Origin of the sequence: Planococcus notacanthi, from assembly GCF_030407825.1 — a bacterium.
Classification (GTDB): Bacteria; Bacillota; Bacilli; order Bacillales_A; family Planococcaceae; genus Planococcus; species Planococcus notacanthi.
The window spans coordinates 145,139-158,471 of record NZ_JASDCQ010000001.1; the positions used below are offsets into that span (position 1 = coordinate 145,139).

Below are 13,333 nucleotides of genomic sequence, written 5' to 3' on the forward strand. Positions count from 1 at the left end.
GCGTCCGTATGAAGATTTCGGTAATAGGAACTGGGTATGTCGGATTGGTAACAGGTGTGAGCCTGTCTGAGATCGGCCATCATGTAACCTGTATTGATGTCAACCAGGACAAGGTCGCTAAGATGCAACAGGGGATTTCGCCTATCTATGAACCCGGTCTCAGTGAAATGATGACAAAAAACATCAATGAAAACCGTTTAAGTTTTACAACAGACCACCGTCAAGGCCTTAAGCATTCGGATGTGATCTACATCGCGGTGGGTACACCCGAAAACCATGACGGATCTGCTGATATGTCCTATGTGATCCAGGCTGCACGTGATATCGCTGAAAATATTCAACAAAATGTAATTGTGGTGACAAAAAGCACCGTTCCGGTAGGCACCAATGACATGATCAAGCAGACCATCCAATCGCATATGGCAGCGAACCTGCAGATGGAAGTGGTTTCGAATCCTGAATTCCTGAAAGAAGGGTCGGCGATCCATGACTCGTTCCATGGAGACCGTATTGTGATCGGAGCGGAAAGCGAGTATGCAAGCAATGTCATTGAACAGATCAATCAGCCTTTTGGCGTCCCTATCTTCAAGACGGATATCAAAAGTGCAGAAATGATCAAGTATGCCTCGAATGCATTTTTGGCGACCAAAATCAGTTTCATCAACGAAATCTCCAATATTTGCGAATTATTGGGGGCCAACATAGAGAATGTATCAACGGGCATGGGGCTGGATCAGCGAATCGGCAGCCAATTCCTGAAAGCAGGAATCGGCTACGGAGGATCTTGTTTTCCAAAAGACACAAAAGCCCTGATCCAAATTGCGGGGAATGTCGAGTATGAATTCGAGCTGTTGAAAGGTGTAGTCAATGTCAACAAAAAACAGCAGGGGATTCTGATCGGGAAATTAAATGACTGCCTGCCGATCCTTACAGGCAAAAGAATAGCGGTGCTTGGACTGGCATTCAAACCGAATACTGACGACATGCGGGAATCAGCATCCATTCGGGTTACTGAAGAATTGATCAAACAAGGTGCGCATGTAATTGCTTATGATCCGATTGCCATGGGAAATGCGAAGTCCATCCTGAACCCACTTGTTGAATATGCTGATTCAATTGAAGAAGCGATTGCCGATAGTGAAGCTGCACTGATATTGACCGATTGGGATGAAATCAAAAATATTGAGCTGGCTCTATTCAAGACCATGAAAAAGCCACTCGTTATTGATGGAAGAAATTGTTTCTCATTGGAAGCTGTGGAGAGCAATGGAATCGAATATCATTCAATCGGCAGACCTGTTGCTACAAAGGTGATTGAAGCAGCGCCCATCTGATTGATAAGGTGAATTTAAGATGAAAGTGGTGATTCAAATGTCAGTGTCCGCTCCTGAAAAAGAAGAAATGGATATGAATACTAGATACAGTGACATGGTGTTTGAGAGCGTCAAAACAAATACCAGCAATGGCTATTTATATACAAAACGCTTTTTGGATATCGCTGGTTCGCTGATGGGGCTGATTATCCTGATTCCCCTATTCCTGATCGTGAGCTTGATGATTAAAATAGAGGACCCTAAAGGTCCTGTATTCTTCAAGCAGAAACGAGTCGGAAAACATGGCAAGACCTTCAATATGTACAAATTCCGTTCGATGGTCTGCAATGCAGAAGATTTGAAAGCCTCGTTGCTCAAGCAAAATGAGGCGTCAGGACCGGTATTTAAAATCAAAAGCGATCCGCGAATCACTAAAATCGGGAAGTTCATCAGAAAGACCAGCATCGATGAATTGCCGCAATTGGTTAACGTATTGAATGGAGATATGACCATCGTCGGCCCAAGACCCGCTCTCCCCGATGAAGTAGCACAATACACCAACTACGAAAAACAGCGCATCAGCGTGACACCTGGATTGACTTGTTTTTGGCAAGTGAATGGAAGAAGCAATATCAGCTTCCAGGAGTGGGTTGAGATGGATCTGGATTATATCCGAAACCGCAATACGATGATGGACATCAAGTTGATTTTAAAGACCATTCTCGTATTGTTCGGTTCGAAAGATGCATATTGACGAAGCGAGCGATGATTGCATAAACCATGGGCTATCCGGCACATGGGCATTACATATTTTGATTGTCGCTACTCATTCACAATAAGCCGGCCCTGGGACATCAAACATTCAAATTGATGTCCCATAGCTGGGTAATCAGCGAAAAACCGATTCGCCATTTAAAAGGCCCGGTTTGGTATATAAACAGCGACAATAGATCCCTTGTCCCCGTGATTAAGATTTCTCTTCATTGAAAGGAGGGGTGGCGAAATGATGGAAACCATCAGCCTGCGTGAAATTTACGGAATTTTGAAGAATCGAATTCGATTGATCCTGACCATCATGATTGCATTTATGGTCTTAACCGCATTAGTGTCTTATTACATGATCACCCCTATTTACCAAACATCTACACAACTCCTGATCAGCCAGCAGCAAGCTGGAGCAGCCCTGGACAATCTGAGCATCGAGACTGATCTTCAATTGATGGGTACATACAGTGAAATCATTGGAAGTCCGGTCATACTCGAACAGGTCATCAGCCAATTGGGGCTGGATATGTCTTATGAAGAGTTAGCAGAAAAAGTGACAGTGGAAATTGCGGAAAGCTCCCAGCTCCTTAATATACAGGTGCATGATGCTGATTTGGCTGCAGCAGTAGAAATAGCGAATCGGACGGCTGAAATATTTGAAGTGGAAGTTACTGAATTAATGGGTGTAGACAATGTTTTTATTTTGTCGCAGGCCGTCGTGATGGATAATCAGACACCAGTGTCTCCGAATCCGCCATTGAATATTTTATTGGCAGCAGTTGTAGGGCTTCTCGTTGGAGCAGCTGTCGCCTTTATTCTCCAATATTTGGATACAACTCTCCGAGGTGAACAAGACATTCATGATGTACTGGGCATCCCGGTTTTGGGGGCCATCTCACCGATGAATGAAGAAGAAGACATCCCGGCAAACGAGCCGATAGCTTTTAAACGCAGGGAGGCTTAACTGAATGGTGAAAAAGAAGAGCAAGTCTGAAGTAGAAAATAGAAAGCTGATTGCATTCACCAATCCTCGGTCGCGCGTATCTGAACAATTTAGAACGCTGCGGACGAATATCCATTTCACTTCACCTGATGGAGACATCCGTTCGTTGGTCATTACTTCGGCTTCCCATTCAGAAGGCAAGTCGACCACAGCTTCAAATTTAGCGATTGTCTTTGCACAGGAAGGCAAACGCGTGTTGTTTATTGATGCCGACATGAGGAAGCCGACTATGCACCACACATTCAAAATCAATAATTCCAGAGGGTTGTCGAATGTGCTGGCACGTCAAATTGCATTAAAAGTGGCAATCCAGCCAGCTGAAATTGAGAACTTGGATCTTTTGCCGTGTGGTCCGATTCCGCCGAACCCGGCAGAGTTGCTGAGCTCCCAAAATATGGACCTGCTGTTCGAACAGGCATTGGACGTCTATGATTTGTTGATTTTTGATACGCCTCCTGTCTTATCCGTCACAGACAGCGTCATCCTCGCGAATAAATGCGAAGGCACCATTCTGGTGATCAATTCAGGAAAGACTGAGAGAGACCACGCCATCAAAGCAAAAGAAGCCATTACGGCTTCCACGAAAACCCGGTTGCTTGGAGCGGTCATCAATAACGTGAAGGTCCAGAAAGATACTGCTTATGCACAGTATTATGGAGCAGACGGATAAAGAAGATTTGAAAGCAAAAAAAGTTCAATCAGAAGGCTGATTGAACTTTTTTCATGCATTTATTCTGTGCGTTCCCGTAAGTCGATGGGGCGGATGGTTCCCCAACTGGAGACGTCAATGGTCACTTGCAAGTCACGGGCCGATTCGAGATCCGGACCAGTACCTTGTTCTACATAGAACTGTTCCAATTGTGGGGCGGTGACACTGCCGTCATAGACAGATCCGGTGATGGCTCCGAAGAAGGGCTCGTTTTCGATGCGGTCTATGACGGCGTATCCATCCTCCGCTCTTTTCAGTGTGAAATAGATGGAACTGTCGTTTGTGATTTCGCTCGATTTGAGATCTGGATATTGCAGCATGACGTATTCGCCGTAAAAGGGATCAAACGGGTCAAACGGTTCGGCCCGCAGAACATATTGTTCGCCAAACCAGGATGCGGCGTAATAACTCACGAGCAGCAAGACGACGATGAGTGTTTGGGCAATCGGGAATATCCAGGATTTCATCGCTCTACACCTTCTTTCCGGCGATTGATCCACCAGGCGATAGCTGATAACAAGAACAACAGCAGGGCTCCAATCAAGAAGAACAGCGACATATCGAGCCGTTCCCAAGCGTAAATAATGTAGATGACAAACTGTACAACGATAAAGTATACAAAGCCGAGTCCGAGTGGTTCATTTTGCCGCTGGGCGATAATCAGGTATCCAAGAGCGGACAATTCAGCAACTACTGCGAGACCGATCGCGGTTTCGTCGAACAGCAACAGGCCGATGAGACCGGGGACGGCGATCCATAAGAGTGAGCGAAATTTGAAAAAACTCAATACCAGCACACCGAAAGCGGCAGCTGCTAAAGCGATAGCTTCTGCCATATGGCTTTCATCCACCAGACTGATGAACGTCTGTCCGCGAACAGCCAAATAAATGACTAGCAACATGCCAGCTGTCAACAGATAAAATGGACGAATCTGTCGTTGTTTGTTCTCTGGGACGATCAATAGCAGGAGCACGAGTGCAAACAAAGTCCAAATTGGCCATAACAGGCTGTCGTATTCCACTAGCCCCCACAACATGAATCCCGAAGCGAACAGCAGAAGCCAACTGAAGGCTACTGGGGCAAAAGTTTTACTGAAGTAAAACCAGGTGACGGCCACGGCGATGAAGAGGACCCATTCGACCCAGCCGATATCGGGAAGAAACGACAGCAAAACGGTTGCGCCAAAGAAAAATCCAATGACGGAATAGATGAGATTCCGCCAATAAAAATAATGGGCAAGCGCAGCCAAGAACATGATCCATGGAAGCAAGGAGTTTGCCAGCGGAAAGTGGAATGTCTGAGCAGCTACGAGTAATGTAGCTCCGAACATCGCAAGGCCAATCACCCTGAAGAGAAGCGGAGAGCCAAACGCTTTCTTTTCAGAGAAATAAGCGATGGTATAGAAAAGCCACATCAATGCAAGCATCACCAGCACTTTTGCCAAATCCGGTATGGCCTGCCAGTTGGCAGCGATAAAACTGAAAATCGCCAGTGAAAAGAAAATCAAGCCGATCATCAAAAGAAGCGGCAGCTTTTTAGGGGCAGGCTGGCGTTTTTCAAATACTGAAATTCGTTCGGCAGTTTCGGAATCCAGTAATCCCGCTTCCTGCCATTGTTTCAGTTTTTGTTCGGTGTCCACGTTAATCCCCCCATTCTATTTGCTTCTATTATAGCCCTAAATAATCAGGCTAGATAGGTAAATGATACGAGATTGAAAAAACCGAACGACGGATGATTCTACCCGTGTTCGGCTCGTGTCATTATTGAAGCTTTACGACGATTACGTCGTCAATTACGCGGACTGCATTCGAAGATGGCCATGCCTCCATCTCTGCAAACCATTGCGAAGCAGCAATTTCCTGGCGTTCCTGTTCAGAAATGAATTTGTAATTGACGCCAAAATGGCCTTTCATCATGGCGTTGTAATGGTAAGGGAGCGGAAGGATGCTGTCTCCTAAAGAACCCATAACTCTAGGTATGCTTTGGGGGATGATCTCTTTGCTCAGTGGGGATCCCAATTGAACTCTGCCAATCAACGCCAGTTTCGATTCCGGCGTCACTCCTTCGGTTTGTTCAATTCTGCTGATCAGCCGGTTTACAAATGCAGTGGACTTTTCATATCTTAATTCCATGTTGAGGTAGGAAATGTTCGAGATGACGGCAAAATTGAATACGACAACGAATGCACTCACTACAGCTAACCAAGAGAACCCTTTGGCGGCTACGGTCGGAATGGTGAGATGTTCATAAAAAAGCACAGGCAGCAGATAGAAACCGACAAGCGGCAGCACCATCAGCATATGGTACACCACGTCAGGAGAAACAAAATACAGGATATAAGAGCTTAACGGCATCAACAGCAGCAACCCCAATGAAATTAAGGCCATGGGAACATTGGTGAATATGCGATTTTGAATGAGCAGCAGGGCAAATCCGATAGCGGTCAGCAAGAAGACGGCGGCGTTCAACCATTCAAACAGCTGGACCGGGAAGTCTGTCATGAATCCGCGGAAAAAGAAAAACGTGAAAGCCTCATGGACCTGTTCAAAACCATCAAAAAAGGAGCCGCTGCTTTCGCCGACCGAGTCCAACCCTTGGTAACTGGTGATCGTTCCGGCAAATAAACTTGAATAGAATTTGAAGTTGGTGGCATATAAAGCCATGCCGAGGGCTCCCATTCCAAAGATGCGAAGGATGTAGCTTTTGAATTGCTGGAAAGAGATGTTTTTTCCCAGGATTTCACTGATTAAAAAGACGATTACGATCGTTAATAAGAATGGCAGGTTGGCTTGGTAAACGCCTACGGCTATGTAAAAAACGATGGAACCTGCAATGAATCCGTAGGTGTATTTGATGGTGATGAGCAAAGCCAGCACGGTCAGCAACGAAGCGAACATGTAGCCGTCTGCTGTAAACATATAGGAAAAGGTGGAAGCGATGGTCGGAAATGTAACGATCAGACCGCTGACTGCCACAATGGAAAAGGTTTTTTTCAATTGGAACAACTCAGCTAAAACCACGGCGGTCAATGCCAAATAAAAAACAGAAAGTGTCCCGTTGATCCAAGGCAAGTCGAAATAGGAGCTGATGCCACTGACAGGAGACAGGAAAAAACGTCCAGACTCTCCTTTTAGTTGAGGGCTGTGCATATTGACCAAGCTATCATGGTTGGGAAGAGTATTGGTGAACACAAACATATGGCACAAAAAGCCGATGATGGCCGCAGATAGAAAGGCGGTTTTCCATTGCGGTTTGATTGCGGATTTCCACTTCGACATGAATTCTTCAGGCATTTCAATCGGCTCCTAATCTCTTACAAATTTCTACGTGCATTTGGTTAATAAATTCCATTTCCAATCATAGCAAACTTTGTATGTGTAAAACAGAGTATTTCTTAATTCCGGAAGAGTGCGCCAGTGAAATCAAGAGATCTAGAAAAATTGAGAGGCAAATACCTTTTGAAATGGTAAATAGCCTAATCTTGTAAATAACAAGTTGGAAACCTGAAACGACGGGGGTTTCTGCCTTTTTATTTTCCATATTCCAAAAACTAGACAGGGATACAATCAGCTAGTATCGAATAAACGAAAGACAGCTGATTGGTGGGATGTGAAAGGTGATTTTCGCATTGAAAGCAGGTTCGGCATGGTCCGAAAAGGGAAAAGAATAACAATAGAGATTGTTAAAGGGGGAAACGGCAATGATCATCGATCCGCTGAATATGACGGCCAAGCAAAACTATAAATTATTGATCGGCAGTGTGGTGCCTCGGCCGATTGCCTGGGTGTCGACATTGTCCCCAGAAGGCATTGCCAATTTAGCGCCTTTCAGCTTCTTTACAGTGGTATCGCGAAATCCGCCGATGCTGGCATTTTCTGTAGGGGAAGGGGTGGAGGAACGCGCGGGCACGGTCAAAGATACTTTGCAGAACATCCGGGACAACCAGGAGTTTGTCATCAATATTGTCACAGCATCGCTGGCCAACGAAATGGCCAAAAGCGGGGAACATGTACCGAGTGAAGTCGATGAATTTGCGTACGCGGGATTGACGGCGACGGAATCGCTTGCTGTATCGGTACCGCGCGTATTGGAAGCGCCCATCAATATGGAATGCAAACTGCATGACATCATCCAGTTGGGGGACGACCATCTCGTGATTGGCCGACTGGTCAAGTTCCATGTGAAAGACGAGCTGTATCAAAATGGCCGCATCAATTTGGAGAAACTTGCGCCGATTGGCCGGTTAGCCGGAAATTATGCGCCGGTGGAAACCATTTTTTCATTGCCGACTGAAAATCTGGAAGACATCTTGAAGACGCCTGTGGACAAATCAATGAAACCGTGAGTTTTTGTTTGTGGCATAGAATAAAGCACAGCAGTTTTTCTTTCTAGAAAAACAGAAAGGGGTGTTGGGATGGGCTTGGATATACGGAAAGTCAGTTTTCGTCGATTGCGGCGTGAACATTTGCCGCAGCTCTATGATTGGATTACTAAAGAACCACCAACAAATCGCTTCTGGGGTTATGTACAAGGCCATACGTATGGCCAATTTCTGCAGGAATTCACAGCCAGCATCAAGGGCAAGGATTCGACCAAGCCCTATATCATCTATTACGAAGAGACGCCCATCGGCTATATTCAGACATATCACTGGAGTGATTATCCAGGCAATGAAAAATACGAGGAATTGCAAAAAGCTGCCGGTCTGGATATATTGATCGGCGCAAAAAGCTATCGGAACAAAGGGCTCGGTTCCAAAGTACTTCAAAAATTCCTGAAAGAAATCATTTTTACAGATCCAAAAATCCAGTTCTGCGTCACTGATCCGGACATCCGGAATACAGTTGCCATCCGTGCTTACGAAAAAACAGGATTTGAAAAGACGCGGCAAGTTGATGAAGTACTGGATGAACCGAGGCCCGTGATGCTGATGCGTGTGAGCCGCAAAAAAGTCATTTGACTAAAACCGTTTGCCCGGAGAATTGCCGGGCAAACGGTTTTAGTTTGTGTAAATAGCTGTTGTTCATCAGCAGCTAGGAATGCAGGCTTTTCTCGCTTTCCATGATGGCTAAATCGATGGCATCAAGCGGTTTGTCGATCATCTTGCCATGTCCTACAGCCAATAGCTGTGGATTTAATTGCCGGATTTTCTTGGCACTTTCCAATGCGGTTTGTTTGTTCCATGTGGCAAAGGCCGGAAACGGAAACAACGGTTTAAATGTACCGGAAACAGCTATGCCGCCGCGTGTTTGGAAAGCGTCTCCAGCGATCAGGAAATGAGAGCGTGTGTGCAGCAAAGAAATGGAACCCGGCGTGTGGCCAGGTGTATTGACCACTTGCAGGGAGCCGGCGGAATCTCCTTCTTCAAGCAAGCGGTCGGGCTGTGTTTTGACGTTTCTGGGAACGCCGCCTTTGATCGGCGAATCAGGTTCGCCAGGCAGCAAGCTCGTGTCGCCTGCAAGCAGACGCGCATCACGTGGCGACATGTAGACGACGGCATCGGGCCATTCACGTTTAATGGCATCAAGCGCGCCGATATGGTCACTGTGGGCATGGGTGATGATGATGCGGGTCAACGGCTTTTCCATAACCTTGATGGACAATAAAATCTGTTTTGCGTTGAATCCCAGCGCAGCATCCACAAGCGTCAATTCCGTTTCTTCGTCGACGATATAGCAATTAACCGGGAAAAATCGGGGCATGAATGTCAATTGATAGACAGGTCCTTTTTTCGTCATCTGCACAGCCAACCAGCTCCTTAACGATTAATGTATAGTAGTTCCAGTTTACCCGGTTTGTGAGTTTGAAATCGGTGTTCATCCGATGTTTAGGCTGTTGGAATGAGTTTTATTCGTCGTGGACAGTATTTTTTGAGTTTGGACAGTGTGGTAATGGAATTGGACGGTATTTCATCAATCTGGACTGTATTTGAATGAAGCCGGACTGTATATCCAATTAACTGGAATTCCGCGCGGATTTCCATAGAAATGATGGCAATGAAAGACTTTTTCGGGCGTGCTCCTTATAATAGGAGAAAGGGGGCATGATCATGAAATATTTCGCCGTGTTATTGCCGATGAAAGAGGCAGACAAGAGCCGGGATTTTCGGCCGCAGCATCTGGCGTTTCTCGAGAAAATGCGCAATAGCGGACATGTGGCAGCCAATGGCAAGTTTGCAGACGGTTCGGGCGGATTGGTCATCTACAAAGCTCCATCGTTTGAAGCCTGTGAAGCGCTGGTCATTACAGATCCGTATATTGTGGAAGGCGCCAGGCGATATGAAATTTTTGAATGGGAAGCCGTTTGGGCGGAGGAAGCTCCGTAAAGGATTCTGGAATTTGATTGAGGGGGAAACTCGGTGCATGAGTTAAAAGGCGTTTTGCCGGTTTTGCGTAATATGAAAGAATTTGAACGCTTGTTGAAGAGCGATCACGAATACATCATCTTTTTGGAAATCCGCTTGGCGCAGCTTAAGCAATTGGTGCAAGTCGCGAAAAAAGCCAAAAAGAAAGTCATCCTTCATGTCGATTTGATTCAGGGACTGAAGACAGATTCTTATGGCTTTGAATACCTTGTGAGGGAAGTCAAACCGGATGGCATCGTTTCGACACGCAGCAATGTCATCGCATTGGCCAAGAAAAATAACTTGATGACAATTCAGCGGCTATTCTTGCTGGACAGCCAGGCGCTGGAACACAATATCAACTTGATCAATCAAGTGAAGCCGGACTATATTGAAATCTTGCCTGGAATCATTCCATCCGTTATCAAGGAAGTTTTCGATAAAACCGGCATTCCGGTAATTGCCGGCGGGTTGATCCGCACAAAAGAAGATATTTTATTGGCTTATGATGGTGGAGCCAAAGCAATTTCAACTTCTCAGCCCGAACTTTGGGAGTTATAAAACGTTGACAGCGTTTTCATGAACTGGTAACTTAGTATTTACAAGTTAAGAACTGTGTAGGAGAAATGGAGACCCACACTGGAACGAGCGCTTCTTATGGAGAAGTCGCTTGGTTCAGCGTGGGTCTTTTTATGTTTTCCTGATAATGGTTCAAAAAATACAAAGGGGTTTGTGACAATGACGGAATTTTTAGCAGAATTGATCGGCACGATGATTTTAATTATTTTCGGTGCGGGTGTGGTAGCAGGCGTGGCATTAAAAGATTCCAAAGCTGAAAATGGCGGCTGGATCGTCGTTACGATTGCTTGGGGATTGGCAGTAACGATGGGCGTTTATGCGGTCGGCAGTTTTTCAGGAGCACACTTAAATCCGGCGGTGACACTTGGATTTGCAGCTGTAGGCGATTTTCCTTGGTCGCAAGTGCCCGTTTACATAGCCGCACAGATTTTGGGGGCGATCATCGGGGCAACGATTGTCTTTTTAAACTACTTGCCGCATTGGGAACGCACCAAAGATGCAGAAACGAAGCTTGGGGTATTCGCGACAATTCCAGCGGTCCGCCGGCCATTTTCAAATATGGTCAGCGAAATCATCGGCACAGCCGTATTGGTCATGGGCTTGCTGTTTATCGGTGCCAATGAATTCACGGAAGGCTTGAATCCGTTGATTGTTGGTGCATTGATTCTAGCAATCGGGCTGTCGCTCGGCGGAACGACGGGTTATGCCATCAACCCGGCACGTGACCTCGGACCGCGTATCGCGCACGCATTGCTGCCGATTCCTGGCAAAGGAAAATCGGACTGGTCATACGCTTGGGTACCGGTTATCGGACCCATCTTCGGCGGCGTTTACGGAGCGTTGTTCTATAAAGCATTGTTCACTGGTGCATACGGGTTGCCGTTTTGGATCATGAGCGCAATCTTGTTCCTGGTTTTATTCGGTGCAGCAAGTGTAGAATTGAAAAAAGAGCGGACCACCGCTGATAAATTAGAAGAGAAAATTGTTTCATAACCATTGGAGGAGATCGTTTTGAGTAAAGATTATATTTTATCCATAGACCAGGGCACAACCAGTTCGCGTGCCGTATTACTGAACCACAAAGGTGAAATTTTTGAAACTGCCAAACAGGAATTTCAACAGTTTTTTCCGAAACCGGGCTGGGTAGAGCATGATGCCAATGAAATCTGGACGTCTGTTTTAGCTTGTATTGCAGAAGTATTGCGCAAATCGGACATCGACCCGAGCCAGATTGCCGGCATCGGAATTACGAATCAGCGTGAAACGACAGTCGTCTGGGACCGCAACACAGGCAAACCGATCTATAAAGCAATCGTCTGGCAGTCACGCCAAACAGATGGCATCTGCAACGACTTGAAAGAGCAAGGCTTAAACGAATTGTTCCGCAAAAAGACAGGCTTGCTGATCGATGCCTATTTCTCCGGGACGAAAGTGAAATGGATTCTGGACAATGTGGAAGGCGCACGCGAAAAAGCGGACAACGGCGATTTGATGTTCGGAACGATCGATTCGTGGCTTGTCTATAAACTGTCAGGCGGAAAAGCGCACGTCACGGATTACAGCAATGCATCCCGTACATTGATGTACAATATCTACGACTTGGAATGGGACCAGGAGCTTTTGGATATCCTGACAGTGCCGAAGAGCATGCTGCCTGAAGTCCGCCAGTCTTCTGAGGTCTATGCCAACACTGTTGATTATCATTTCTTCGGCCACCAAGTGCCGATCGCCGGGATCGCCGGTGACCAGCAGGCTGCACTTTTCGGCCAGGCATGCTTTGAAAAAGGCATGGCGAAAAACACATACGGCACAGGATGCTTTATGCTGATGAACACCGGTGAAGAAGGCGTCGTATCGGAGCACGGTTTATTGACGACCTTGGCATGGGGCGTTGACGGCAAAGTGGAATACGCATTGGAAGGCAGTATTTTTGTTGCCGGTTCAGCGATCCAATGGCTGCGCGACGGATTGCAGGTCATCGAAAATGCGCCGGAAAGCGAAGACTACGCCATGCAAGTCGACTCAACTGAAGGCGTCTATATGGTTCCAGCCTTTGTGGGCCTTGGAACACCCTACTGGGATACCGATGCACGCGGCGCTGTTTTTGGCTTGACACGCGGCACGACGAAAGCACATTTCATCCGTGCGACGCTTGAGGCGCTCGCATACCAGACAAAAGACGTCGTAGATGTTATGATAGAAGATGCAGGGATCGAATTGAAGACCTTGCGCGTTGATGGCGGAGCGGTCGGCAATGATTTGCTGATGCAATTCCAAAGTGACATCCTGGATGTTCCAGTAGAACGTCCGGTGATCCAGGAAACGACAGCACTGGGTGCAGCTTACCTGGCAGGACTCGCAGTCGGTTTCTGGAAAGACAAAGAGGAGATCGCCCAGCAATGGCAGATCGATAAGACCTTTACACGCGACATGCCGACTGAACAAAGCGGAACGCTTTACGAAGGCTGGAAAAACGCGGTAACTGCAACACGTACTTTTAAACCAGTGAACTAACCTACAAGTTAATAAATGAGAGATATACGGCCGGAGACTATGAGAGACCAAGCCAGTTTTGCAGAAGAAATTCTGCAGCTGTGCCTTGATCTCTCTTTTTATATGGG

14 protein-coding genes are annotated in these 13,333 nt (G+C 46.4%); 10 read left to right on the forward strand and 4 right to left on the reverse strand.

Going from position 1 to position 13,333, the window contains the following annotated elements:
• Positions 1–8: 8 nt before the first annotated feature.
• The 4 genes from QMA01_RS00605 to QMA01_RS00620 all read left to right on the forward strand — a co-directional run bounded on the left by QMA01_RS00605 (position 9) and on the right by QMA01_RS00620 (position 3,751).
• The gene (locus QMA01_RS00605; RefSeq protein WP_191713722.1) at positions 9–1,334 is read left to right on the forward strand and encodes a UDP-glucose dehydrogenase family protein; all 1,326 of its coding nucleotides are present in this window, start codon (positions 9–11) and stop codon (positions 1,332–1,334) included.
• A gap of 19 nt (positions 1,335–1,353) precedes the next feature.
• Positions 1,354–2,067, forward strand: a complete 714-nt coding sequence (locus QMA01_RS00610) for a sugar transferase (protein ID WP_301611061.1) — start codon at positions 1,354–1,356, stop codon at positions 2,065–2,067.
• Between the two features lie 249 nt (positions 2,068–2,316).
• Positions 2,317–3,042 carry a YveK family protein gene (locus QMA01_RS00615; RefSeq protein ID WP_290214089.1) on the forward strand — a complete coding sequence of 242 codons (726 nt, stop codon included), beginning with the start codon at positions 2,317–2,319 and terminating at the stop codon, positions 3,040–3,042.
• 4 nt (positions 3,043–3,046) lie between these two features.
• Positions 3,047–3,751, forward strand: a complete 705-nt coding sequence (locus QMA01_RS00620; RefSeq protein WP_290184222.1) for a CpsD/CapB family tyrosine-protein kinase — start codon at positions 3,047–3,049, stop codon at positions 3,749–3,751.
• A gap of 59 nt (positions 3,752–3,810) precedes the next feature.
• Here the strand turns inward: QMA01_RS00620 and QMA01_RS00625 are convergent, their stop codons facing one another.
• From QMA01_RS00625 to QMA01_RS00635, 3 genes are all read right to left on the reverse strand, one after another.
• The gene (locus QMA01_RS00625) at positions 3,811–4,257 is read right to left on the reverse strand and encodes a GDYXXLXY domain-containing protein (protein ID WP_203339198.1); all 447 of its coding nucleotides are present in this window, start codon (positions 4,255–4,257) and stop codon (positions 3,811–3,813) included.
• Positions 4,254–5,429: a DUF2157 domain-containing protein gene (locus QMA01_RS00630; RefSeq protein ID WP_290184225.1), complete on the reverse strand. Its 1,176-nt coding sequence runs from the start codon at positions 5,427–5,429 to the stop codon at positions 4,254–4,256. Before QMA01_RS00630 ends, QMA01_RS00625 begins: the two co-directional genes overlap by 4 nt.
• A gap of 121 nt (positions 5,430–5,550) precedes the next feature.
• A complete protein-coding gene (locus QMA01_RS00635; protein ID WP_290214090.1) occupies positions 5,551–7,083 on the reverse strand; it encodes a glucosyltransferase domain-containing protein in 1,533 nt (510 codons plus the stop codon).
• 407 nt (positions 7,084–7,490) lie between these two features.
• On the opposite strand from QMA01_RS00635, the gene QMA01_RS00640 reads away from it, so the two are divergent.
• Together QMA01_RS00640 and QMA01_RS00645 are read left to right on the forward strand one after the other, a co-directional pair.
• Positions 7,491–8,135 (forward strand): flavin reductase family protein, encoded by a 645-nt coding sequence (locus QMA01_RS00640; RefSeq protein WP_191713729.1) that lies wholly within the window; start codon positions 7,491–7,493, stop codon positions 8,133–8,135.
• Positions 8,136–8,204: 69 nt separating this feature from the next.
• The gene (locus QMA01_RS00645; RefSeq protein WP_203339201.1) at positions 8,205–8,750 is read left to right on the forward strand and encodes a GNAT family N-acetyltransferase; all 546 of its coding nucleotides are present in this window, start codon (positions 8,205–8,207) and stop codon (positions 8,748–8,750) included.
• Positions 8,751–8,823: 73 nt separating this feature from the next.
• Here QMA01_RS00645 and QMA01_RS00650 read toward each other — a convergent pair whose 3' ends face one another.
• The gene (locus tag QMA01_RS00650; RefSeq protein ID WP_290214091.1) at positions 8,824–9,534 is read right to left on the reverse strand and encodes an MBL fold metallo-hydrolase; all 711 of its coding nucleotides are present in this window, start codon (positions 9,532–9,534) and stop codon (positions 8,824–8,826) included.
• A 305-nt stretch (positions 9,535–9,839) separates the two neighbouring features.
• On the opposite strand from QMA01_RS00650, the gene QMA01_RS00655 reads away from it, so the two are divergent.
• The 4 genes from QMA01_RS00655 (at position 9,840) to glpK (ending at position 13,226) form a co-directional block, all read left to right on the forward strand.
• Positions 9,840–10,115, forward strand: coding sequence for a YciI family protein (locus QMA01_RS00655; protein ID WP_191714473.1), 276 nt, complete (start codon positions 9,840–9,842; stop codon positions 10,113–10,115).
• Positions 10,116–10,148: 33 nt separating this feature from the next.
• Positions 10,149–10,694, forward strand: a complete 546-nt coding sequence (locus tag QMA01_RS00660) for a glycerol-3-phosphate responsive antiterminator (protein ID WP_191713732.1) — start codon at positions 10,149–10,151, stop codon at positions 10,692–10,694.
• 177 nt (positions 10,695–10,871) lie between these two features.
• A complete protein-coding gene (locus QMA01_RS00665; protein WP_191713733.1) occupies positions 10,872–11,705 on the forward strand; it encodes an MIP/aquaporin family protein in 834 nt (277 codons plus the stop codon).
• 18 nt (positions 11,706–11,723) lie between these two features.
• Complete coding sequence (gene glpK / locus QMA01_RS00670; protein WP_290214092.1) at positions 11,724–13,226, forward strand: glycerol kinase GlpK; 1,503 nt, start codon at positions 11,724–11,726, stop codon at positions 13,224–13,226.
• The last annotated feature ends 107 nt before the right edge of the window (positions 13,227–13,333 follow it).